This is a genomic window from Streptococcus nasisuis (assembly GCF_040836615.1).
Classification (GTDB): Bacteria; Bacillota; Bacilli; order Lactobacillales; family Streptococcaceae; genus Streptococcus; species Streptococcus suis_V.
Window position 1 is genome coordinate 325481 of sequence record NZ_CP162268.1, and the last position, 22696, is coordinate 348176.

Sequence of the window (22696 nt, forward strand, 5' to 3'; positions counted from 1 at the left end):
AGGGACAATTGGTCAATTTTGTCCCTTTTTTTACATAAGTGTATCTGATAATGTATAATAAGATAGGAGAGACCAGAAGGGAGGCAGCATGGGCACTTCATTGCTGACCAAAAAGCGCATCGCAAAGGCATTTAAAAAGCAGTTGATTGAAAAGGGATTTGAGAAGGTGTCTGTGGTAGAGGTTATGCAGGAGGCTGCTATCCGTCGCCAGACCTTCTACAATCATTTCCTAGACAAGTATGAGCTCTTAGATTGGATTTTTAAGACGGAGCTGGAAGAGCAGATTACGGATAATTTGAATTATATCAGTGGATGGAAGTTGTTGGATGAGTTACTTTACTATTTCGACAGCAACCAGTCTTTTTATGCACGGATTTTTTCGGTCAATGAGCAGAATGACTTCAGGAGCTATTTATCTGACTATGTTAGGCTTTTGCTGGAAAAAATCATAGATGAGTGGTCTGTTAAGCAAGAGGTAGAAGTAGTAGGCTCGTTAAGGCTCTTCCTATTAGACTACCATATCAAGGGTTTGGTGGGCTTTATTGAGGCGGGGGTGGTTGACCCCCATCGCCAGCTACATACTTCCTATCGGAACCTAGTTTCCGTCTTGTTGCAATCACTTGAAGGAGGGAGAGGACAATGAGTCAATTGCCACTATTTTATCAGGAGGAAGATTTGCTACAATCCTATATAGATGGGCTCTTGCTGGCTCATCCTCATTTGGAGCAACTGGAGAATTATCCCATTATTGTGGATAAACATCAGGCCGAGGATCGGGTGCCGATTTTGTCGGGTGGTGGTTCCGGGCATGAACCGGCCCATATTGGTTTTGTCGGCCAGGGTATGCTGACTGCCGCTGTCTATGGGAAAATCTTTATTCCGCCGACTCCAGAGCAGATTTTAAGAGCTATCCGCCATATCAATAGAGGCCAAGGTGTTTTTGTCATTGTCAAGAATTTCGAGGCTGATTTAGCAGACTTCGGCCAGGCCATTAAACAGGCGCGTCAGGAAGGAATCGATGTCCGCTATATTGTTTCCCACGATGATATTTCTGTCGAGCCCAAAAAGCAATTTCAGATGCGGCATCGGGGGCTGGCGGGTACTATTTTCTTGCATAAAATATTAGGTGCTGCGGCTCAGGCTGGGGCCAGTTTGGCTGAACTGGAGGCCCTTGGCCTAGAATTGGCGACGGAGATTGCTACCATTGGCTTTGCGACCAGGTCTGCTCATTTTCCTGGGCATAACCAACCCCTCTTTCAGCTGGAAAAGGGCAAGATTTCCTATGGTATGGGGATTCACGGGGAGGAAGGTTACCGGACGGTCACTTTTGAATCGGCTGAGCAGTTGGCCAATGAAATCGTCAACAAATTAAAGATAAAATTCCACTGGCGAGAGGGTGAAGATTATATCCTTTTGGTCAACAATTTGGGTACTGTTTCAGAGTTGGAATTGGGAATCTTCACGAATGCTATCTGCCAATTTCTAGATTTGCAGGGCCTGCAGCTTCCTTTTATCAAGCAGGGAAGATTGATGACCAGCTTAGACATGGCTGGGATTTCGGTGACCCTCTGTCGCTTGAAAGACCGGAAGTGGCTGGATTATCTGCTGGCGGATACGGATGCGGCTGCCTGGTAGAAAGGTGAATGCGGTCAGGACTTGTCATAGTCTTCCCCTCGAAAATTGGGCTGGATTGTGGTAAAATAATCCTAACAACATTCAAAGGAAATCAACATGTCAGATAAATTTCAACTCTTGCTCCAACAGATCAATATGCCTCTTGATGCTCGGCAATCAGAGGCTTTTTCATCTGGAAAGATTGAGAAGGTTGTCCTGCACAAGGTCAGCAAGCTCTGGGAATTTACCTTCCGCTTGCCTGCTCCCTTGCCCCTTCTGGATTATCAGCTTTTCAAGGCAAGGCTAGCTACTGAGTTTGAAAAGATGGGCAATAGGGTCCGTTTTGCCATTGTGACGGATTTGGAAGCCTACGACGGTGACTTGCTGGTGGCCTACTATCCGGAGGCCTTTACGGAGGAGCTCTGCCAGAGTGCTGGTTTCAAGGCCCTCTTTCAGCCGCTGGAAGTCGTCTATCGGGATGGTGTTCTCTGGATCAAGGGACCTGAAACCATTGACACGGTTCATTTTCGCAAGAATCATCTGCCAAATCTAGTCGAGCAATACGCCCGTTTCGGCTTTGCAAATCTCAAGGTGGACATCGAAGCTTGTCAAACCATGACCGAGCAACAGGCTGCGGACTTCCAGAATCAGAATGAGCAAATTTACCAGCAGGCCAATGAGGAAAATCTGGCTGCTCTGGAACAACTAGCACAGATGGCGCCACCACCAGAGGCAGCTCAGCCATTTGTCCCAGAATATAAGAAGGCCAACCGGCCTGCCAAGGTAGCCATCGATAAGGCGGAGATTACGCCTATGATTGAGGTCGACAGTGAGGAAAACCGCGTGGTCTTTGAGGGGCTGGTCTTTGAGGCGGAGCACAAGACAACTAAGACGGGACGGGTCATTATCAACTTCAAGATGACCGACTATACCTCTTCGTTTACCCTGCAAAAATGGGCTAAAAATGAGGAAGAGGCCCAGAAATTTAGCATGATAAAGAAGGGGCAATGGCTCCGGGTGCGGGGAAATGTGGAGACCAACAATTTCACCCGTGATCTGACCATGAATGTCCAGGAAATCCAAGAAGTCAAGAAGGAAATCCGCAAGGACCTGATGCCAGAAGGTGAGAAACGGGTCGAATTTCATGCCCATACCAACATGTCAACCATGGATGCCCTTCCTGCCGTTGAGGACTTGGTGGCACGGGCTGCAGCCTGGGGGCACAAGGCGGTTGCTATTACCGACCACGGCAATGTCCAGTCCTTCCCTCATGGTTACCACGCTGCCAGAAAAGCGGGTATCAAGCCGATTTTCGGGATGGAGGCCAATATCGTTGAGGACTCGGTGCCTATTGTCTACAATGAGACGGATTTGGTCTTGTCAGATGGGACTTACGTAGTCTTTGACGTGGAGACGACCGGTCTTTCTGCGGTCAACAATGCTCTGATTCAGATTGCGGCATCTAAGATGTACAAGGGCAATATCATTGCAGAATTTGATGAATTTATTGATCCGGGGCACCCACTCAGCCAGTTCACGACCGAGTTGACGGGAATTACGGACCAGCATGTGCAGGGGTCCAAGCCCTTGGAGCAGGTCCTGCGGGAGTTTCAGGAATTCTGTCAGGACAGCGTTCTGGTTGCCCACAATGCCAGCTTTGACGTCGGCTTTATGGATGTCAACTATGAACGGGCGGGTCTGCCGACCATTACGCAGCCGGTCATTGATACGCTGGAATTTGCCCGCAATCTCTATCCAGATTTCAAACGGCACGGTTTGGGGCCGCTGACCAAGCGGTTTGGGGTTGCCTTGGAGCACCACCACATGGCCAACTACGATGCCGAGGCGACTGGTCGTCTACTCTTTATTTTCTTGAAAGATGCATTCGAAAAGCACGCTATTGCCAATCTCAATCAGCTCAATCGTGACCTGATTGCTGAGGATTCCTACAAAAAAGCCCGCGTCAAGCATGCGACGGTCTATGTGATTAATCAGGTTGGTTTGAAAAATATGTTCAAACTGGTTTCCCTGTCCAATACCAAGTATTTTGAGGGAGTTCCACGTATTCCACGGACGGTGCTGGATGCTCATCGAGAAGGCTTGATTTTGGGAACGGCCTGCCAAGAGGGCGAAGTCTTCGACGAACTCTTGTCCAAGGGCATTGACGATGCAGTTAAGAAGGCTGCCTACTATGACTTTATAGAGGTCATGCCTCCAGCCCTCTACGCGCCCATGATTGCCAAGGAGCAATTCAAGAACATGGGCGAGATTGAGGAGACCATCAAGCAGTTGATTGAGGTCGGTCGCAGGGCTAATCTGCCTGTTCTTGCGACGGGTAATGTCCACTATATTGACCCCGAGGAAGAAATTTATCGGGAAATCATTGTCCGTGCCCTGGGCCAAAGTTCGCCGATTAACTGGACTATCGGCAATGGTGAGAATGCCCAGCCGGCTCCCCTGCCCAAGGCGCATTTCCGTACCACCAGTGAAATGCTGGATGAATTTGCCTTCTTAGGCGAGGCGCAGGCGCGTGAGATTGTCATCACTAATCCAAATGCCATGCTGGACCGTTTCGAGGATGTGGAAGTGGTCAAGACTGACCTCTACACGCCCTATATCGAAAAAGCAGAGGAGACGGTTGCCGAGCTGACCTACCAAAAGGCCTTTGAAATATATGGTAATCCTCTGCCAGATATTATCGACTTGCGGATTGAGAAGGAATTGACGTCCATTCTGGGTAATGGCTTCGCCGTGATTTACCTGGCTTCTCAGATGTTGGTACAGCGGTCAAATGAGCGGGGCTACCTGGTCGGTTCTCGTGGCTCTGTCGGGTCCAGCTTCGTTGCGACCATGATTGGGATTACCGAGGTCAATCCTATGCCACCGCACTATGTCTGTCCTTCTTGTCAACACAGTGAATTTATCACAGACGGTTCCTACGGTTCGGGCTTTGATATGCCGGACAAACCTTGTCCCCAGTGTGGCAACAAGTACAACAAGGACGGCCAGGATATTCCCTTCGAGACCTTCCTTGGTTTTGATGGAGACAAGGTACCTGATATTGACTTGAACTTCTCTGGTGATGACCAACCCTCTGCCCACTTGGATGTGCGAGATATTTTCGGCGCGGAAAATGCCTTTCGGGCAGGAACGGTAGGTACGGTTGCGGCCAAGACAGCCTACGGTTTTGTCCGTGGCTACGAGCGGGACTATGGTAAATTCTATCGGGATGTAGAGGTGGAGCGCTTAGCGGCAGGAGCGGCTGGTGTCAAACGGACGACTGGTCAGCACCCAGGGGGAATTATCGTATTCCCTGATTACATGGATGTCTATGACTTTACGCCTGTCCAATATCCTGCCGATGATGTGACCGCCAACTGGCAGACTACTCACTTCAACTTCCACGATATTGACGAGAACGTCCTCAAGCTCGATGTCCTGGGACACGATGATCCGACCATGGTACGGAAGTTGCAGGACTTGTCAGGTATCGATCCGCAGACCATTCCTGCTGACGACAAGGGAGTAATGGCCCTCTTCTCTGGTACGGAAATTCTGGGCGTTACACCAGAGCAGATTGGCACACCGACAGGTATGCTAGGCATTCCCGAGTTTGGGACCAACTTCGTTCGAGGCATGGTGGAGGAAACCAAGCCGACCACCTTCTCTGAATTACTCCAGCTGTCTGGACTGTCTCACGGTACGGACGTATGGTTGGGCAATGCCCAGGACTTGATTAAGGCAGGAATTGCCGACCTATCCACCGTTATTGGTTGTCGGGATGACATCATGGTTTACCTTATGCACGCAGGTCTACCACCGAAAATGGCCTTTAACATCATGGAGCGGGTGCGGAAGGGCCTCTGGCTGAAAATTTCCGAGGAAGAGCGCAACGGCTACATCCAAGCCATGAAGGACAATAAGGTGCCGGACTGGTACATCGAATCCTGTGGAAAAATCAAGTACATGTTCCCCAAAGCCCATGCGGCGGCCTACGTTATGATGGCCCTGCGGGTAGCCTACTTCAAGGTTCATCATCCGCTTTATTACTACACGGCCTATTTCTCTATCCGTGCCAAGGCCTTTGATTTGGCGACCATGTCAGGTGGTTTGGACCGGGTCAAGGCCAAGATGGAAGAAATCGCCCTCAAGAAGAAGAATAACGAGGCCTCCAACGTCGAGCAAGATCTCTATACTACCCTAGAATTGGTCAATGAAATGCTGGAGCGTGGCTTCAAGTTTGGCAAGCTGGACCTCTACAAGTCCCATGCGACCGAGTTTTTGATTGAAGAAGATACCTTGATACCGCCTTTTGTAGCCATGGACGGTCTGGGTGAGAACGTAGCCAAGCAGTTGGTTGCAGCCCGTGAAGAAGGGGAATTCCTTTCCAAAACAGAGCTCCGCAAACGGGGCGGCTTGTCCACAACGCTGGTTGAAAAAATGGACGAGATGGGTATCCTCGGTAAAATGCCAGAGGATAACCAACTGAGTCTCTTTGATGAATTGTTTTAAGTTTGTTCACTGTCTCTGTTTTTGGGGCAGTGAATTTTTTTATATAAAGAAGTCAACACTCTTGACTATTGTGTTGGATAGGTATATAATCTCTACATAGTGATAAATACTACTAGGTAGTAATAATTTAGAAAAGAGGAAATCCTATGTCAAACTTTGCAAACTTACAAGAAAAACGTCGTACGATTTATGCACTTGGTAAAGACATACCAGTATCAAATGAAGAAGTAGTAGCCCTTGTTGAGAAAGCCATGAAAGAATCTCCATCGGCTTTCAACTCACAATCTAGCCGTGCAGTTGTATTGTTTGGTGCAGAATCAGAAGCTTTTTGGAATGAAATTGCCTACAGCGAATTAGAAAAAGTAACACCAGCAGAAGCTTTTGAAGGCACAAAAGGCCGTTTGGCTAACTTTGCAGCTGGTGCTGGTACGATCTTGTTCTTCGAAGATCAAGATGTTGTCAAAGGCTTGCAAGAAAGTTTCCCACTTTACGCTGAAAACTTCCCAATCTGGTCTGAACAAGCTCACGGTATCAACTTGTACGCAGTATGGTTGGCTTTCGCTGAGAAAAATATCGGCATGAACGTACAACACTACAACCCATTGGTGGATGCACAAGTAGCTGAGAAATACGGTATCCCAGCTAACTGGAAACTCCGTGCACAAGCACCATTCGGTAGCATCGCAGCTCCAGCAGCAGACAAAGACTATATGGCGGATAGTGACCGTGTAAAAGTTTTTGGTAACTAATACCCTGTGAAAATTGGAACTTTCCCCTTGTAAGCTTATCTTAATAAGTGTAAAGTTCTAGAGTGGTGATGGATAAAAACCGAATCTATAAATGAATATGAATTAAACTTCCTGTCTCAGTCAGGAAGTTTTTTTGTCAGCCCAGCTTCAAAATATGATACAATAATCTAGTATTACATTTCAAAGGAGAATAAAATGGTACTACCAAATTTTAAAGAAAATCTCGCTAAATATGCTAAACTCTTGGTTTCAACTGGTATCAATGTGCAGCCAGGTCACACGGTGCAATTGACAATCGGTGTGGAACAGGCTGAATTGGCTCGTTTGATTGTTAAAGAGGCTTATGCGCACGGTGCGGCTGAAGTCTTGGTCAACTGGTTGGACGATGTGATTGCACGTGAGCGATTGGTTAATGTTGATGTGGAACTCTTGGAACAAGTTCATCCACAACGCATAACTGAAATGAACTACCTCTTGGAGCGTAAGGCCAGCCGTTTGGTTGTCTTGTCAGAAGATCCAGGTGCTTACGATGGTGTTGATCCTGAGAAATTGTCTCGCAACGCACGGGCTCTCAGCCAGGCTTTGAACCCAATGCGACAAGCATCTCAAGCTAACAAGATCAGCTGGACACTTGGGGCAGCCTCTGGTTTGGAATGGGCTAAAAAAGTCTTCCCAAATGCAGCCTCTGACGAAGAAGCAGTGGACCTCCTTTGGGACCAAATCTTCAAGACCTGCCGTGTCTATGAAGAAGATCCAATCAAGGCTTGGGAAGAGCACGAGGCACGCTTGGTAGCTAAGGCCAAGGTCCTTAACGACGAGCAGTTTGTCAAATTACACTATACAGCACCAGGAACTGACCTCGTTCTCGGTATGCCGAAAAACCACTTGTGGGAAGCAGCTGGCTCGATCAATGCCCAAGGTGAGAAGTTTATCGCCAATATGCCAACAGAAGAGGTCTTCACAGCACCTGACTACCGTGTGGCAGACGGCTATGTAACATCAACCAAACCACTCAGCTACAACGGTAACATCATCGAAGGCATCAAGGTAACCTTCAAGGACGGTGAAATCGTGGATGTAACTGCTGAAAAAGGTGACGAAGTCATGAAGAAATTGGTCTTTGACAACGCTGGAGCGCGCGGTCTGGGTGAAGTTGCCCTTGTACCAGATAAGAGCCCAATCTCTCAATCAGGTGTAACCTTCTTCAACACTCTCTTTGATGAAAATGCCTCAAACCACTTAGCGATTGGGCAAGCCTATGCCTTTTCTATCGAAGGTGGTACGGAAATGAGCCAAGAAGAGCTCAAAGAAGCAGGTCTCAACCGTTCTGATGTCCATGTGGACTTCATGATTGGTTCTAACAAGATGAACATTGACGGTATCCGTGAAGACGGTACCCGTGTACCAATCTTCCGTGACGGTGAATGGGCTATCTAATGATATTTGAATGAAACTGGGCAAAAAGCCCAGGATCACTTCTCAGAGTTCTTTCCCACTCCCATTTTGTAAAAATAGCAGGAAAATAAGATGTTATCAAGTATTATCGCTGGAGCCATTATTGGCTTAATTGCTGGGGCTTTGACCTCATCAGATGACCGTCGTGGCTGTCTTGGAAATATCATCCTTGGACTTGCAGGTTCATGGATTGGACAGTTGCTCTTTGGTGATTGGGGACCACAATTTGCTGGCATGGCCTTGGTTCCATCTGTCTTTGGAGCAGTACTGTTGGTGGCGATTTTTAGCAGTTCCAGACGGAATTAGAATGAACTTTAAAACCAAACTTCGGATGAGGTTTGGTTTTCTTTAATCATAATTTGTACGAATTGACGCATTGTTCGGATTTTTCAGAAAATTTCCACTTTTCTGTTGACAAGTGAAAATAAGTGAGGTATCATAGTAAACAATTAGAATACAGAGAGGAAAAGTCAAATGAACACTGTCACTACAAAATTCTTTACTTTGTTGTTGCGACGGTCGGGCTAGTGCTGAAAGAATGCATTAGTCCTGTTTGGCTTACCAAGCGGGCGCTGTTGAAAAACATCTCGCTGGTCTTCGAGGTGTTTTTCTTTTAACTTAGAAAGGTATGTTTATGCGAGTTATTGAATTTCTAGATACCAGTCTGCGGGACGGTGAGCAGACGCCGGGGGTCAATTTTTCCATTAAGGAAAAGGTTACCATCGCCAAGCAATTGGAGAAATGGGGCATTTCAGCCATTGAGGCGGGGTTCCCGGCGGCCAGTCCAGATTCCTTTGAGGCGGTCAAGCAGATTGCGGCAGCCATGACCAAGACGGCCGTCACTGGTTTGGCCCGTTCGGTCAAATCAGACATTGATGCTTGTTATGAGGCTCTGAAAGATGCTAAGTATCCGCAGATTCATGTTTTCATTGCGACCAGTCCGATTCACCGTGAATTTAAACTTCAAAAGTCCAAAGAAGAAATTTTGGCGCAAATCACTGAACATGTCAGCTATGCACGCGAGCGTTTTGAAGTGGTCGAGTTCTCGCCAGAGGATGCGACGCGGACGGAGTTGGATTATTTGCTAGAAGTTGTGCAGACAGCGGTAGATGCAGGTGCGACCTACATCAATATCCCTGACACGGTCGGCTTTACAACGCCCCAGCATTACGGTGAGATTTTCAAATATTTGACCACAAATGTCAAGTCAGACCGCGAGATTATCTTTAGTCCTCATTGCCACAATGACCTAGGAATGGCTGTTGCCAACACGCTGGCGGCCATCAAAAATGGTGCGGGTCGTGTGGAAGGAACCATCAACGGGATTGGTGAGCGGGCGGGGAATGCGGCGCTGGAAGAAGTGGCCGTTGCCCTTGAAATTCGGAAAGATTTCTACAACGTGACTAGTCCAATCGTCCTTGCCGAGACGCTCAATACGTCTGAGCTAGTATCACGCTTTTCAGGAATTGCCATTCCGCGCAACAAGGCCGTGGTCGGTGGCAATGCCTTCTCTCATGAGTCCGGCATTCACCAGGATGGTGTCTTGAAAAATCCATTGACCTATGAAATCATCACGCCAGAGTTGGTCGGAGTCAAGAAAAATTCTCTGCCACTCGGTAAACTCTCAGGTCGCCATGCCTTTGTGGAGAAACTGAAAGAGCTGGATCTCTATTTTGAAGAGGCGGATGTAGCGACTCTCTTTGCTCGTTTCAAGAGCCTGGCCGACAAGAAGGAAAAGGTTACCGATACCGATATTCGTGCTCTGGTAGTTGGAACAGAGATTACCAATCGTGACGGTTTCCAATTCAAGGACCTGCGTCTGGATACCCAGGACGACGGTAGCATCCAGGCTCAGGTGACCTTTATCAATCTGGATGAGGAAGAAGTGGTTGTTGCTGAGACTGGTAAGGGCTCGGTTGAGGCAGTCTTCAATGCCATTGACCAATTCTTCCAGCAGGAAATCAGCTTGGAACGGTATCATATTGATGCTATTACCGACGGTATCGATGCCCAGGCGCGTGTACTTGTCGCTGTAGAAAACAAGGCAACGGAAACTATCTTCAATGCCTCTGGTATTGACTTTGACGTGGTGAAGGCTTCTGCAATTGCCTATATTCATGCCAATGTCATGGTACAGAAAGAAAATAGCGGACAGATTGATAAGAAATTATCTGAGAAAGAGTTGCCAACTAGCTAGGAGGAAATATGACGAAAAAAATTGTAGCCTTGGCTGGTGATGGAATCGGTCCTGAAATCATGGAGGCTGGCCTAGCAGTCCTTAAGGCTGTTGCTGGGCAAGTAGGATTTGATTATGAGATTGAGGAGAGAGCTTTTGGTGGCGCTGGGATTGATGCGGCTGGCCATCCTCTACCAAATGCTACCTTACAAGCCTGCCGTCAGGCGGATGCGATTTTGTTAGCAGCTATCGGTAGCCCTCAGTATGATGATGCAGCTGTTCGACCAGAACAAGGTCTGCTTCAACTTAGGAAGGAATTAGGTCTCTTTGCCAATATCCGTCCGGTCAAAATTTTTGATAGCTTGAGAGACTATTCTCCTCTGAAGGCCGACCGGCTGGACGGTGTGGATTTGGTCATGGTACGGGAGTTGACAGGTGGGATTTATTTTGGAGAGCATATTCTGGAAACAGACCAAGCCAGCGATAGCAATACCTATCAGGCAAAAGAGATTGAACGAGTTGTCCGCTCTGCCTTTGACCTAGCCCAAAAAAGACGAAAAAAAGTCACCAGCATTGATAAGCAAAATGTGCTGGCAACGTCAAAATTGTGGCGGAAGGTAGCGGATGAGGTGGCTAAGGACTATCCAGATGTGGTATTGGAGCACCAGTTGGTGGATAGTGCAGCCATGCTCTTGATTACCAATCCTAGTCGATTTGATGTCTTGGTGACCGAAAATCTTTTCGGAGATATTTTGTCAGATGAGGCGAGTGTTTTGACAGGAACCTTGGGCGTCTTGCCGTCAGCCAGTCATGCGGTCGCCGGACCAAGTCTCTACGAGCCTATTCATGGTTCGGCTCCAGATATTGCAGGTCAGGGCATTGCCAATCCGGTCAGTATGATCCTATCTGTTGCCATGATGCTGGAAGAAAGTTTTGATTTGGTCCAAGCAGGTCAGACCATTCGCCAAGCTGTCGAAGCGGTCTTTGCACAGGGCATTTTCACTAAAGATCTAGGTGGTAGCGCCTCTACCAAAGAAATGACGGAGGCTATTATTGAACAGCTTGAAAGGAGATCGCCATGAGTGGAAAATCCATTTTCGATAAGCTCTGGGACCGCCATGTGATTACAGGGCAAGAAGGTCAGCCCCAACTCCTTTATGTGGACCAACACTATATCCATGAGGTGACTAGTCCCCAGGCCTTTGATGGTCTGCGAGAGGCTGGACGTCAAGTCCGTCGGCCAGAATTGACCTTTGGTACATTTGACCATAATGTTCCAACGGTTAATATTTATGATATTCGTGATGTCATTTCCAAGGCTCAGATGGATGCTTTAGCTCGCAATGTGGCGGAGTTCGGCATTCCACATGCACCACATGGATCTGCCAACCAAGGCATTGTCCACATGGTGGGACCAGAGACCGGCTTGACCCAGCCGGGGAAATTCATCGTCTGTGGAGATAGCCATACGGCAACCCACGGAGCATTCGGCGCCATTGCCTTTGGGATTGGGACAACAGAAGTAGAGCATGTCTTTGCGACTCAAACCCTGTGGCAGGTCAAACCCAAAAAGCTCTTAGTAAGGTTTACTGGTAAGCCGAAAAAGGGGATATACTCCAAGGATTATGTCTTAGCATTGATTGCTAAGTATGGTGTGGCACTGGGGGTTGGTTATGTAGTCGAGTATGTGGGTGAGGCTATTGATGCTCTGACCATGGAAGAACGGATGACGATTTGTAACATGTCCATCGAGTTCGGATCCAAGATGGGGATTATGAACCCTGATCAAACCACTTTTGATTATCTAGCAGACAAGGAAAAACGCCCCAAAGACTTTGAGGCAGCGGTGGCTGATTGGAAGACATTGGTATCCGACCCGGATGCAGTTTATGACAAGGTCATCGAGATGGATGTTTCGAATCTAGCACCGATGGTAACATGGGGAACCAACCCTTCCATGGGGGTATCCTTTGATGAGACCTTTCCTGAGGTTCGCGATATGAATGATGAACGAGCGTATAAGTACATGAACTTACAGCCTGGACAAAGTCCAAAGGATATTGAAATTGGCTATGTTTTCCTGGGGTCCTGTACCAATGCCCGTCTTTCTGACTTGCAGGTGGCCGCAAAGATTGTTGAAGGCAAACGTGTGGCAGATCATGTGACTGCAATTGTGGTTCCTGGTTCTAGGCCGGTTAAGTCAGCTGCAGAAGCACTAGGCTTAGATAAGATTTTCTTGGAAGCTGGCTTTGAATGGCGGGATCCGGGTTGCTCTATGTGTCTGGGGATGAACCCAGATAAGGTGCCGACAGGTGTCCACTGTGCATCGACTAGTAACCGAAACTTTGAGGATCGACAGGGTGTTGGATCGCGAACCCACCTGTGCAGCCCAGCTATGGCCGCCGCTGCCGCAATTGCCGGACGCTTTGTGGATGTCCGTGAATTGGAGGTGGTCTGATGGAAAAGTTTACAATCTATACTGGTACGACCGTTCCACTCATGAATGACAACATTGATACCGATCAGATTTTGCCCAAGCAGTTTCTTAAGTTGATTGATAAGAAGGGGTTTGGCAAGTACCTCATGTATGAGTGGCGTTATTTGGATAACAAGTACACTGAGGACCCTGATTTTATCTTTAATACGGCCCCATATCGTCAGGCAACGATCTTGATTACAGGGGATAACTTTGGGGCAGGTTCGTCTAGGGAGCACGCCGCTTGGGCACTAGCTGACTATGGCTTCAAGGTTATCATTGCTGGTTCCTTCGGGGATATTCATTATAACAATGATCTCAACAATGGCATCTTGCCAATCGTTCAGCCTCGTGAGGTTCGGGAGAAATTGGCTTCGCTGGCATCAACTGATGAGGTGACTGTGGATCTCTACCAGCAAAAGATTATCTCACCAGTCGGAGAATTTGATTTTGAAATCGATGCAGATTGGAAACACAAATTACTCAACGGTCTAGATGATATTGGGATTACCCTTCAGTATCAGGATTTGATTGAGGAGTATGAGGGGAATCGCCCAAGCTACTGGCAAGAATAGAGTCTTTCATTTTATCTTTTATTACTTCGACGAACGAGGAAACTCCGTTTCCCTATTTCCAACTTCAAATAATTTCATCATTATTTGAACTCGCTTTGCCGTACTTTAGTACTGTCTGCAGCTCGTTGACACGAACAATGTTCGTTTTATCTCCAACCTCTAACTGTCTCCCAGACAGTTAGAGCTAGTACTAAAAGCAAACTGAAAGACTCCTACGAAATATGAAAAAAACAAGCAGGTCGCTCTGCTATGAAACAAAAGAAAAGAGGAAACTATTATGACGAAACAAATTCACTGGGATGGCGCACTTTCACAAGAAGGATTTGACATTATTAAGGGTGAGGGAGGCGTGATTGTCTGCCCGACGAAGGTTGGTTACATCATCATGACTGCTGACAAGGCTGGCTTGGAGCGGAAGTTTGATGCCAAAGAGCGTAAGCGTAATAAGCCGGGTGTGGTCCTTTGTGGTAGCATGGAGGAGCTTCGTGAGTTGGCGCAGCTGACGCCTGAGATTGATGCCTTCTACCAAAAACATTGGGATGAGGACATTTTGTTGGGTTGTATCCTACCGTGGAAACCAGAGGCTTATGCTAAGTTGCAAGCCTATGGCGATGGTCGTGAAGAGTTGATGACCGACGTTCGTGGGACTTCTTGCTTTGTAATCAAGTTTGGCGTGGCGGGCGAGCAGATTGCCAAGGAAATGTGGGAAAAAGAAGGTCGTATGGTCTACGCTTCTTCTGCCAATCCATCAGGTAAGGGAAATCGTGGTAAGGTAGAAGGTATCGGTGAGCGTATCGCGTCTAAAGTAGACTTGATTATCGAGGCGGATGACTATGTGGCATCTATCCAGCCAGATAAGACCATTGAAACCCGCTATGAGCAAGGGGTTATGGTGTCTATGGTAGACAAAGATGGTAAACTCATTCCAGAACAAGGTGCAGATAGCCGTTCTATCAGCCCATGCCCAGTTGTTATCCGTAAGGGTCTGGACATTGATAAAATCATGATGCACCTGTCTGACCATTTCAACTCTTGGGACTATAGACAAGGGGAATACTATTAAGATATAATCATTCAGTTTATCTTTTATTACTTCGACGAACGAGGAAACTCCGTTTCCTTATTTCCAACTTCAAATAATTTCATCATTATTTGAACTCACCTTGCCTAACTCCAGTTATGCCTGCAGCTCGTTGACACGAACAGTGTTCGTTTTATTTCCAACCTCTAACTGTCTCCCAGACAGTTAGAGCAAGTACTAAAAGCAAACTGAAGACTATAAACTATAAATAGGAACGATCCGAAAGGGTCGTTTTTTCGTACTCACATAAAAAACTGACCGATATTTCAGTCAGTTTTGTGCTGTTTGATAAGAAATTGGAGGTTGTCGACTAGCCTTTTCTCGTCTGTCAGTTCTAAGATTTGTAACCCTTTTTCCATTAGTTCTTGCTTGTTTTGGGCTATACCTAGATAGACATAGGCACGGGCTAGTTGGTCATAGCGTTTTTCTTTCTTGGCTAGGTTCATGAGTTTGGTGGCAAAAAAAGTAGACTTGTTGTACTGTTTTTGTTCCAAGAAAAAATAAGAAAGTGAACGATAATGTGACAGTATAGTGGGTTGAATTTTCTTGTAATCCTTGTATTTTTCCAATCGTTTAAGAAGAAGATTGGCAGTTTCTTCAAGGGTATCAAATGAAGAAATCTTGGACAAAAGAGTGCCTACTAAGATAATATCGTTATGGTACCAGTTGTCATATCGTTCTAGTTGGGACCAGAGGAGTTTGGACAGGGCTTCAGCCTCGTCGGAAAGTTGATTGAAAGAAGTACTTTTTCGAACAGCTACTACAGTTTCTAAAAGTTGACATTTTCGACGGATAGGAACATCATTGGGCTCTTTTTTCAAGTGGTCCTGGCAACGGTTTATCAAATCCTCCATGGTCTTAGTGGTTGGATTTCTGAGATTATCTATATCATAGAGTAACTGTTGGCGTTGGCTGGGTTGGTAGTAGTTACAGAGGTATTCAAATTCCTCGAAGGTCATATCTACTTGCTTGAGCAAGAAGCGCATGAGCTCATAGCTGGGAATGGTTTGATTATTCTCAAAGCGAACCAAGGTCGTGCGATTGAGATAATCACCACAAACCTGCTCTTGACTCAAATGCTTGCTTTTCCGAATGCTCTTATAGACACTTCCGTAATCCCACCGCATAATATACTCCTTGAAAAAATGTGATTATATGCAACAAAATGAATAAGCTTTATAAAAATAGTATATCATATTGATAGAAAATATACAGAGATTTCTATCAAGTAGAAAGGAAAAAGAAGAGCGGAAACGATATTCTTGGTAGGAGTTGAGGTATACAAGAAAAGATCCCATCAGAGAGGAGGAGGGGAAGGATGAAAAAGAAGGTTGCATATATGACAATTGCTATATTGGTCTTACTTATCTCGGTCATTCGTATTTTTGGTCTGCCAGAAGAAAATCCATTAGAAACCCAACCGACAACTCATCTGGTGGGGTAACTATATACTTAAATTGGTAGAAATAGAAAGAAGGGACTATTATGAAAAAAGTCATTCGCTTTATTCGGTGCTATTTTGACAATGTTTACAGTGATTCCAACAGTAGCTGCAGCGGTACAGTATCCTGATGGTGGTGTTTGGACCTATGGAGCTACAAATAATGGAGCTTTTTCTAATTACTATCACGGCAGTAAGCACCATAGTTCGACAGTAGTTAGCCGTAAAAATTCTAACTCAGCGAAAGCGTTCGCAGATCCTGGTAAAACTTCTCGTGCCTATATTCGAACCGAATTTGGGGAACCCGCTGCATTTTATTACAATTACTGGTGATATTATTAGCAACAGCTAGGTTGAGTAGTTCTTAGCCTAGCTGTTTTTTTTTAAGTAAGGAGATAGAGATGAGGAAGTGGTTTATTTTCCTATCAACAGTGTTGCTATCTGTATTTATAGTGATCAGAATCCAGCAGGAAAATCAACAATTACAATTTTTAAGCTACAATGCTGTTGATATTGTCGGTCGTAGTGGCAATTCAGAATTATCCAGTCGCGAAGAATTTACAGATGCTTTAAACGGCTTAGCAATTCAGACAGATAGCGTTATTGCAAGGCGTATTGTCGAGCCACAAGAAAATGGAAAGGTCAAGTTTGTATACGAAGTGTACGGAGAAGGAAGTTTACCAAAAGGTTGGGAGCGTGCTTCTAAAGTCAGTGTGGAGACAAGTGACCTAGTAAATAGTTATTTGATTGTATCTGGTTCTCTGACAAGTGACAAATTAGCTGAGGTAATCAAACAGGAAGGTTATAGCCCCTGGATTTCGTCAGGCTATTCTATTTATTATTCTATTTATTCACTCTTGATGAGCGAAGAATTTCTCGTCAGTATTGCTCTTTGTCTCTTGACATTTGTTTCATTGACCCTAATTTATCGCATCAAAGACTTAAGAAGCGCAGGAATCCGAAGAGTGTCCGGACAGAGTTTTGCAAAAATTATATTCTTGCCCTTAACGACAGACGGAGTGATACTGGGATTGACTTATCTTATCAATGCTAGTCTAGCAGTATCAATTCTTTTTTATCTACAGTTGCTAAATGATTTAACTCTCTCAATAATTTTACTAAGTATTGCTCTGTTTGTGGTGACATTGTTTATCTTATCTCTTTCCTTGAGTTTAGTATATGTTCTAGGCTTAAAGGTTATAACTTTAGTTGAAGTTTTAAAAGGGAAACTTCCGTTAAAACGCTTGCTGGCTCTCATGTTGTTAGGTCAATTAGCTTCGATTTTAGTTGTTGGCTGGACGGTAAATCGAACACTCATACACTTTAATGAATTACAGACGGTGGAGAAAGGTGTGGAAGCATGGGATAAGAATAAGGACTACTACCAAGCTTCTTACAGCTATGGTGCTGCTTTTAATGGAGAAATGAGCAAAGAAGAGCAAGATAGTCGTTGGTATCAGTTTGCTAAGGTGGCTATACAAAACCACGGTGCCTTATTTGTTAAGAATAATTTGAACAGATATTTACAAGGTGATGAATCGGATGGAATCAACAAATTTGATTACGCTCCTTCTGGTCATACAATCTTTGTTACTCCCAACTATTTAGAACTTCAGAATATACAGGTTTCAGAAGAATTTAAGAGCAAAATGTCCTCCTTACAACAAGGACCGAGGCTGTAGTGAAGCTACAAAAGAAGGAATGCTGAGAATCCTTGATTTCAAGCAGTTTTTTAAACATTTTGTATTTATTCCAGATGGTCTAGGAGGACTCAAAAAAGTGCAAAAAAAGGAGATTGAAGTTAGCGTTTTTATCTTGCCTGTCTGTGGAAGACACAAAGATTAGATGTTTCAACGTAAACGAGAACATTTTAATAAGTGTTCTCGTTTTTTTATTTTCAGGAGGAAAATCATGCATAAGAATGAACAGTCATCACGACAAATTGTGATGTGTCATCTCATGGCTATCATGGGAATCGATATTGAGAAAGCGACATGGATAGTTGGTGAGATGGAAGAGTCTGGCTTAATCCAGTTTGATGACATGGGGAATGTTGGTTTATTAGTGTTGGAGGGACAATCATGAAACGTATCACCGCAAATCACTATCAAACGTCAGAGCGTTATTATAAGCTCCCTAAACTCTTGTTTGAGAGTGAGCGCTACAAGGACATGAAACTTGAGGTTAAGGTTGCTTATGCTGTTCTAAAAGACCGTTTAGAGTTGTCCTTGAGTAAAGGTTGGATAGATGAAGATGGAGCTATTTATTTGGTCTATTCCAACTCCAAACTCATGGCACTTCTTGGCTGTTCCAAGTCAAAATTATTGACGATTAAGAAAACCTTACGAGAGTATGGTTTGATAGATGAAGTCCAACAATCTTCCAGTGAAAAAGGACGTTTGGCGAATAAAATTTACTTAGGTGAGTTGGAACATGAACCTACCCCAGTCTCAAATTCAAACGGGGGTAGTGTTCAAAAAATACTAGGGGGGTATCAAAATCAGCCGGGGCCAGTCTTAAATTCAGCCACTAGTGAGACTGAAGTTAGTGAGACTGATATGAGTGAAACTAAAGAGAGTGAGTCAGTCATTGAGGAAGAGGAGGAGAAAGAAAGTCAAACAAGTAAGAAATGTGACAACGACAATTTTCAACGTAAAGTAGACCGAGTCACAAGATACGACAGAGATTACATTTGGGGCTTGGTTCATGACCAGTTGAGACAAGTTGGTCTTTCACAGGCTGCTAGTGATTACGCCATGATTTATTTTGATAATCGGTATCAGTACGCTTTAGAGAATATGAGGTTTGCGGATAAATCAGAAACGATAGCGGAATACGTCTTTAATGGCGTCTTATCCGAATGGACCAAGGTCCAACGCTTAAAAGAACTAAAAGGGGGTGAGTAAGATGTTTTGGTGGATATTATTAGGTATTTGGGGATTAGGAATGATTTGGTTCATTTTTGAACTAATCACTGCCCCAGAAATGGAAGATCATTGTTAAGAAAGGACGTTACGCAAGAAGTAAGGTCCTTTTTAATTTTGTCAGAAAGGAATGAGAGACATGAAGTTTTTAGATTTATTTGCAGGAATTGGAGGCTTTCGACTGGGGTTAACTCGTCAGGGCCATGAGTGTATTGGCTTTTGTGAGATTGACAAGTTTGCGAGGAAATCTTACAAGGCCATCTATGAGACCAAAGGAGAAATAGAATTTCATGATATTAGACAAGTCACAGATCAGGACTTTAGACAACTTAGAGGGCAAGTGGACATCATCTGTGGGGGATTCCCTTGCCAGGCATTTTCACTCGCAGGCAGACGATTGGGATTTGAGGATACTAGGGGAACTTTGTTCTTCGAGATTGCTCGAGCGGCCAAACAGATCCAACCACGTTTTTTATTCCTCGAAAATGTCAAGGGCTTACTCAGTCACGACAAGGGAGAGACATTTCGAACAATCCTCACCACATTGGATGAGTTGGGGTATGATGTCGAATGGCAGGTGCTTAACAGTAAAGATTTCCAAGTGCCGCAAAACCGTGAAAGAATTTTTATTATCGGACATTCTAGAAGATACCGTCCCCGATTCCTATTTCCTCTCAGAGGAGAAAGTAGCTCAACTCGTCTTGAACGATTAGGTAATGTTAATCCATCAGGAAATGGCATGAATGGGGAAGTCTATTTATCACGTGGGCTAGCACCAACCTTAACCAGAGGAAAAGGTGAGGGAACTAAAATTGCCATTCCTGTCTTAACCCCTGATAGGCTAGAAAAACGTCAACATGGGAGACGTTTTAAAGGGAACGATGATCCGATGTTTACTTTAACTAGCCAAGATCGGCATGGTGTAGTTGTCGCAGGAACTTTACCAACTTCTTTTATCCAAACTGGACGTGTCTATGACCTTTCAGGGCTTTCTCCAACGTTGACAACCATGCAAGGAGGGGATAAAGTTCCTAAGATTCTCTGTCGTGAAGAAGCGCCACATTTGAAAATTAGGGAAGCGACTAAACTAGGGTATGCCAAGGCAATAGTGGGAGATTCTGTCAACCTTGCTTACCCAGAGTCTACCAAACGCAGAGGACGAGTGGGAAAGGGGATTTCAAATACTTTAACCACTTCTGACAATATGGGAGTGGTTGTTGCTGCTTTGGAATACCGTAAGGACAAGTGGTATGAAGTGACTGGAATAATCCTAGATGGAAAACTGTATCGTTTGAGAATCAGACGCCTAACCCCAAGAGAGTGTTTTAGACTTCAGGGGTTTCCTGATTGGGCTTATGACAGAGCTGAGAACGTATCCAGTAAAAGCCAGTTGTATAAACAAGCAGGCAATAGCGTGACCGTCACCGTTATCGAGGCCATTGCTAGAGAATTTAGAAAGATTGAAGAGGAAGAAAAACATGAAATTATTACATAGTAAAAGTATTAGGAACTGCACGGAGCTAGAAGAAGTCATACATCAAGCAGAAGTAGAGAGATTTTCGGAAATGATTGCTTCTTTACCCAATTATGATTGTGACATTGATGTCACTTTTGAAGATGACTACCACAAAGAAATGAATTATCCGTTAGCTTATGAGTCCAACTTACACCGTATTTTTAAGTTTATTGAAACCCAAGACATCAAAAATGGTGTTGATACTTATCTAACGGATGAGAACAATCTCGCCTTTAGGGCATATGGGCAAGGCTATTCTTGGAATGATAAGAATGATGTCGTCACCACATTAATAACAGTGAAGTGCTTTGGTGAAGGCAGGTCACCTATTGATATGAGTAAGGTGTTTACCCCACCAACTCAAGCATTAGAGAAGGAGATATCTGTGTAGGAGGAAGCGATGTTAGAAATCTATTTAAGTCGAAATACCAGTCGGAATCAAAAACTCCTGTCTTTTTGTGACTCGCATGGTATTTCCTACTCCTGTAAAGAAGTGAGTCATCTATCACGTGAGGAATTACTGAGGTTGTTTACCAAAAGCAGTGATTGTTTTACGCTCTTATCCCCTTCGCTACAACGATTTAAAGGTCATAGAGAGATGAAATTGAGTGAGTTAGTGACGTTAGTTCTACGGAAACCTGACCAGAATCTTCGTCTCCCGATTGTGGTTTGTGAGGATAACGTGTATCCCGATATGAGTTTAGAAGAAGCGAGAACCTTTCTTCCGAGAAGTCAAAAAGTAGTTTCCTTTCGTGAACATCTTTTTAAGGACATGACGACATAAGGAGGAGTTATGAACGAACGCTTTTGGGAAAATTTGGAAATTATCGTTATGGAAAAAGGACTGTCATGGGCTGACCTTGCTCGACAGATGTTTAAGGGGCAATACGTTTATCCTAGTGAGTTTAAGCGCCTCTACCAAACCTTTCGCCACTACAAATCTCATCGCCTGATGCCACAAGGCAAATGGGTGGAGAAAATAGTGACTGTCTTAGAGATTGACTATGAAGACTTGTTTAGGAGATAGCGATGAAACGTCTAGTAGTGATGTACGGAGCCATTCATGTCAATGTCCTCCTTGTGAGTTTGTACTTGGTTGGTTGGCTAAATGGGGCATGGTTACACGTTTTACAAGTGACGTTTCTAGCCCTGCTATTGTGGAGCTGGAAAAGGTTTAAGTTCCCTAAAAGAAACCTATCCTTGAAGGAGAGAGGGCTTTGGGTACTTGGTAGTCTAGGTGTCATGGTAAGTCTGGCACTTATCATGAGTGACATGTTTTTAGGCAGTGAGGCAAATCAAGAGACGTTAGTGACTGTTCAAGGCCAAGTACCAATGTTGTCTTTCATTCTCTTTCTCCTTAATGCCAGTGTTGTGGAAGAAGTCTTTTATAGAGAGGTGTTGTGGGGAGTCTTGTCTCAACCAGTGGTTCAAGTTTTGTTAACAAGTTCCCTTTTTGCTTTAGCTCATCACCCATCCAGTCTATTCACTTGGGTGCTTTATGGGAGTTTAGGTCTCACACTTGGTGTGGTGAGAGGGCAAACAGACTGCTTAACGTCCACACTTATTCACCTGTCTTGGAACGGAATTGTCTTTTTCCTATCTTTATTGTGATACCAAAATCAAGGGTACTTTCGTATCATGAAAGCACCCTATTGTTTTGATAAGGGAATCACATAAAGGAGGAAATGATGTCATCCGAACAACAGGAACGCCAAGCGATTCAATATGCGGAACGGAGTGCTATGTTTACGGTGAAGGTCCTTCTCAAACTTTTAGAGTGGTCAGCTAGACACGCCCTAGCACAAGACTCGGCATATAAAGTTGGGGTTCAAAAGTTAGAAGAACTCCTTCAAAGTCCATATGCCATTGAGTCGCTTAACATCTCAAAAGACATTTTGGATAAACCCGTTGATGTCGAGAAATTTAAGGAATTGGTGGAATCAGAAAACCTTCCTATTGCCATTAGTTGGCAAGGAGATTACCTTCATTTCTATGCTAAGGATAAGTCGCTCTTAGACAAGCACTTAGATGAGTTGCTTCAGAAGTTGATTTCCAATCCAGAAAAACTGAAAGGGCTAACTATGGATAAAACTCTTGATGAGGAAATCGCACAAGCCAAGGAACAGATTGTGATGTCAGAACCCTCTGCTGTGAAAACAAAGGAGGTCATTCTCTAA

23 protein-coding genes are annotated in these 22696 nt (G+C 44.8%); 22 read left to right on the forward strand and 1 reads right to left on the reverse strand.

Features of this window, described 5'->3' with window-relative positions:
* The first annotated feature begins 88 nt into the window (after window positions 1-88).
* From dhaS to AB1F57_RS01840, 11 genes are all read left to right on the forward strand, one after another.
* Complete coding sequence (dhaS, locus tag AB1F57_RS01790; RefSeq protein WP_167785585.1) at window positions 89-643, forward strand: dihydroxyacetone kinase transcriptional activator DhaS; 555 nt, start codon at window positions 89-91, stop codon at window positions 641-643.
* Window positions 640-1635 (forward strand): DhaKLM operon coactivator DhaQ, encoded by a 996-nt coding sequence (gene dhaQ / locus AB1F57_RS01795; protein ID WP_367985994.1) that lies wholly within the window; start codon window positions 640-642, stop codon window positions 1633-1635. The genes dhaS and dhaQ overlap by 4 nt, the downstream gene beginning before the upstream one ends.
* Window positions 1636-1731: 96 nt before the next feature.
* Complete coding sequence (locus tag AB1F57_RS01800; RefSeq protein ID WP_367985995.1) at window positions 1732-6126, forward strand: PolC-type DNA polymerase III; 4395 nt, start codon at window positions 1732-1734, stop codon at window positions 6124-6126.
* Window positions 6127-6272: 146 nt separating this feature from the next.
* Window positions 6273-6875 carry a nitroreductase family protein gene (locus AB1F57_RS01805; protein WP_105138360.1) on the forward strand — a complete coding sequence of 201 codons (603 nt, stop codon included), beginning with the start codon at window positions 6273-6275 and terminating at the stop codon, window positions 6873-6875.
* Window positions 6876-7070: 195 nt separating this feature from the next.
* Complete coding sequence (locus AB1F57_RS01810) at window positions 7071-8312, forward strand: aminopeptidase (protein WP_105138361.1); 1242 nt, start codon at window positions 7071-7073, stop codon at window positions 8310-8312.
* A 90-nt stretch (window positions 8313-8402) separates the two neighbouring features.
* The gene (locus tag AB1F57_RS01815) at window positions 8403-8636 is read left to right on the forward strand and encodes a GlsB/YeaQ/YmgE family stress response membrane protein (protein ID WP_024378839.1); all 234 of its coding nucleotides are present in this window, start codon (window positions 8403-8405) and stop codon (window positions 8634-8636) included.
* Window positions 8637-8964: 328 nt separating this feature from the next.
* On the forward strand, window positions 8965-10527 hold the full coding sequence (locus AB1F57_RS01820; RefSeq protein WP_367985996.1) for a 2-isopropylmalate synthase: 1563 nt from the start codon (window positions 8965-8967) through the stop codon (window positions 10525-10527).
* 8 nt (window positions 10528-10535) lie between these two features.
* On the forward strand, window positions 10536-11588 hold the full coding sequence (leuB, locus tag AB1F57_RS01825) for a 3-isopropylmalate dehydrogenase (protein ID WP_367985997.1): 1053 nt from the start codon (window positions 10536-10538) through the stop codon (window positions 11586-11588).
* Entirely contained in the window at window positions 11585-12964 is a 1380-nt protein-coding gene (leuC, locus tag AB1F57_RS01830) for a 3-isopropylmalate dehydratase large subunit (protein ID WP_367985999.1), read from the forward strand. Before leuB ends, leuC begins: the two co-directional genes overlap by 4 nt.
* Window positions 12964-13557 (forward strand): 3-isopropylmalate dehydratase small subunit, encoded by a 594-nt coding sequence (leuD, locus tag AB1F57_RS01835; RefSeq protein ID WP_167785594.1) that lies wholly within the window; start codon window positions 12964-12966, stop codon window positions 13555-13557. Before leuC ends, leuD begins: the two co-directional genes overlap by 1 nt.
* A 277-nt stretch (window positions 13558-13834) precedes the next feature.
* Window positions 13835-14620, forward strand: a complete 786-nt coding sequence (locus tag AB1F57_RS01840; protein WP_014638675.1) for an L-threonylcarbamoyladenylate synthase — start codon at window positions 13835-13837, stop codon at window positions 14618-14620.
* Window positions 14621-14904: 284 nt separating this feature from the next.
* On the opposite strand, the gene AB1F57_RS01845 is transcribed toward AB1F57_RS01840, so the two are convergent.
* Window positions 14905-15765, reverse strand: a complete 861-nt coding sequence (locus AB1F57_RS01845; protein ID WP_367986000.1) for a helix-turn-helix domain-containing protein — start codon at window positions 15763-15765, stop codon at window positions 14905-14907.
* 191 nt (window positions 15766-15956) lie between these two features.
* Here AB1F57_RS01845 and AB1F57_RS01850 point away from each other — a divergent pair, with 191 nt between their 5' ends.
* The 11 genes from AB1F57_RS01850 to AB1F57_RS01900 all read left to right on the forward strand — a co-directional run bounded on the left by AB1F57_RS01850 (window position 15957) and on the right by AB1F57_RS01900 (window position 22696).
* Window positions 15957-16082: a hypothetical protein gene (locus tag AB1F57_RS01850; protein ID WP_280921705.1), complete on the forward strand. Its 126-nt coding sequence runs from the start codon at window positions 15957-15959 to the stop codon at window positions 16080-16082.
* 81 nt (window positions 16083-16163) lie between these two features.
* Window positions 16164-16412, forward strand: coding sequence for a lactococcin 972 family bacteriocin (locus tag AB1F57_RS01855; RefSeq protein WP_170238690.1), 249 nt, complete (start codon window positions 16164-16166; stop codon window positions 16410-16412).
* Window positions 16413-16480: 68 nt separating this feature from the next.
* Window positions 16481-17761: a bacteriocin-associated integral membrane family protein gene (locus AB1F57_RS01860; protein ID WP_367986001.1), complete on the forward strand. Its 1281-nt coding sequence runs from the start codon at window positions 16481-16483 to the stop codon at window positions 17759-17761.
* A 229-nt stretch (window positions 17762-17990) separates the two neighbouring features.
* Window positions 17991-18164 (forward strand): hypothetical protein, encoded by a 174-nt coding sequence (locus AB1F57_RS01865; RefSeq protein ID WP_170242194.1) that lies wholly within the window; start codon window positions 17991-17993, stop codon window positions 18162-18164.
* Window positions 18161-18985 carry a replication initiator protein A gene (locus AB1F57_RS01870; protein ID WP_367986002.1) on the forward strand — a complete coding sequence of 275 codons (825 nt, stop codon included), beginning with the start codon at window positions 18161-18163 and terminating at the stop codon, window positions 18983-18985. The genes AB1F57_RS01865 and AB1F57_RS01870 overlap by 4 nt, the downstream gene beginning before the upstream one ends.
* Window positions 18986-19142: 157 nt before the next feature.
* The gene (gene dcm, locus AB1F57_RS01875; protein ID WP_318830185.1) at window positions 19143-20498 is read left to right on the forward strand and encodes a DNA (cytosine-5-)-methyltransferase; all 1356 of its coding nucleotides are present in this window, start codon (window positions 19143-19145) and stop codon (window positions 20496-20498) included.
* On the forward strand, window positions 20482-20910 hold the full coding sequence (locus tag AB1F57_RS01880) for a hypothetical protein (protein WP_367986003.1): 429 nt from the start codon (window positions 20482-20484) through the stop codon (window positions 20908-20910). Before dcm ends, AB1F57_RS01880 begins: the two co-directional genes overlap by 17 nt.
* A 9-nt stretch (window positions 20911-20919) precedes the next feature.
* Entirely contained in the window at window positions 20920-21303 is a 384-nt protein-coding gene (locus AB1F57_RS01885; RefSeq protein ID WP_170242190.1) for a hypothetical protein, read from the forward strand.
* A gap of 9 nt (window positions 21304-21312) precedes the next feature.
* Window positions 21313-21546 carry a transcriptional regulator gene (locus tag AB1F57_RS01890; RefSeq protein ID WP_170242189.1) on the forward strand — a complete coding sequence of 78 codons (234 nt, stop codon included), beginning with the start codon at window positions 21313-21315 and terminating at the stop codon, window positions 21544-21546.
* 2 nt (window positions 21547-21548) lie between these two features.
* Window positions 21549-22130: a CPBP family intramembrane glutamic endopeptidase gene (locus tag AB1F57_RS01895; RefSeq protein ID WP_170242188.1), complete on the forward strand. Its 582-nt coding sequence runs from the start codon at window positions 21549-21551 to the stop codon at window positions 22128-22130.
* A 77-nt stretch (window positions 22131-22207) separates the two neighbouring features.
* Window positions 22208-22696 carry a hypothetical protein gene (locus tag AB1F57_RS01900; RefSeq protein WP_170242187.1) on the forward strand — a complete coding sequence of 163 codons (489 nt, stop codon included), beginning with the start codon at window positions 22208-22210 and terminating at the stop codon, window positions 22694-22696.

Bases quoted from the DNA above. Each gene is read 5' to 3' on its own strand.
- AB1F57_RS01895 (WP_170242188.1), top strand. From the start codon at position 21,549: ATGAAACGTCTAGTAGTGATGTACGGAGCCATTCATGTCAATGTCCTC.
- AB1F57_RS01885 (WP_170242190.1), top strand. From the start codon at position 20,920: ATGTTAGAAATCTATTTAAGTCGAAATACCAGTCGGAATCAAAAACTC.
- dcm (WP_318830185.1), top strand. From the start codon at position 19,143: ATGAAGTTTTTAGATTTATTTGCAGGAATTGGAGGCTTTCGACTGGGG.
- AB1F57_RS01810 (WP_105138361.1), top strand. From the start codon at position 7,071: ATGGTACTACCAAATTTTAAAGAAAATCTCGCTAAATATGCTAAACTC.
- AB1F57_RS01815 (WP_024378839.1), top strand. From the start codon at position 8,403: ATGTTATCAAGTATTATCGCTGGAGCCATTATTGGCTTAATTGCTGGG.
- dhaQ (WP_367985994.1), top strand. From the start codon at position 640: ATGAGTCAATTGCCACTATTTTATCAGGAGGAAGATTTGCTACAATCC.
- AB1F57_RS01855 (WP_170238690.1), top strand. From the start codon at position 16,164: ATGTTTACAGTGATTCCAACAGTAGCTGCAGCGGTACAGTATCCTGAT.
- AB1F57_RS01805 (WP_105138360.1), top strand. From the start codon at position 6,273: ATGTCAAACTTTGCAAACTTACAAGAAAAACGTCGTACGATTTATGCA.
- AB1F57_RS01890 (WP_170242189.1), top strand. From the start codon at position 21,313: ATGAACGAACGCTTTTGGGAAAATTTGGAAATTATCGTTATGGAAAAA.
- AB1F57_RS01880 (WP_367986003.1), top strand. From the start codon at position 20,482: ATGAAATTATTACATAGTAAAAGTATTAGGAACTGCACGGAGCTAGAA.
- leuC (WP_367985999.1), top strand. From the start codon at position 11,585: ATGAGTGGAAAATCCATTTTCGATAAGCTCTGGGACCGCCATGTGATT.
- AB1F57_RS01870 (WP_367986002.1), top strand. From the start codon at position 18,161: ATGAAACGTATCACCGCAAATCACTATCAAACGTCAGAGCGTTATTAT.
- AB1F57_RS01845 (WP_367986000.1), bottom strand. From the start codon at position 15,765: ATGCGGTGGGATTACGGAAGTGTCTATAAGAGCATTCGGAAAAGCAAG.
- leuB (WP_367985997.1), top strand. From the start codon at position 10,536: ATGACGAAAAAAATTGTAGCCTTGGCTGGTGATGGAATCGGTCCTGAA.
- dhaS (WP_167785585.1), top strand. From the start codon at position 89: ATGGGCACTTCATTGCTGACCAAAAAGCGCATCGCAAAGGCATTTAAA.
- AB1F57_RS01860 (WP_367986001.1), top strand. From the start codon at position 16,481: ATGAGGAAGTGGTTTATTTTCCTATCAACAGTGTTGCTATCTGTATTT.
- AB1F57_RS01865 (WP_170242194.1), top strand. From the start codon at position 17,991: ATGCATAAGAATGAACAGTCATCACGACAAATTGTGATGTGTCATCTC.
- AB1F57_RS01820 (WP_367985996.1), top strand. From the start codon at position 8,965: ATGCGAGTTATTGAATTTCTAGATACCAGTCTGCGGGACGGTGAGCAG.
- AB1F57_RS01840 (WP_014638675.1), top strand. From the start codon at position 13,835: ATGACGAAACAAATTCACTGGGATGGCGCACTTTCACAAGAAGGATTT.
- leuD (WP_167785594.1), top strand. From the start codon at position 12,964: ATGGAAAAGTTTACAATCTATACTGGTACGACCGTTCCACTCATGAAT.
- AB1F57_RS01850 (WP_280921705.1), top strand. From the start codon at position 15,957: ATGAAAAAGAAGGTTGCATATATGACAATTGCTATATTGGTCTTACTT.
- AB1F57_RS01800 (WP_367985995.1), top strand. From the start codon at position 1,732: ATGTCAGATAAATTTCAACTCTTGCTCCAACAGATCAATATGCCTCTT.
- AB1F57_RS01900 (WP_170242187.1), top strand. From the start codon at position 22,208: ATGTCATCCGAACAACAGGAACGCCAAGCGATTCAATATGCGGAACGG.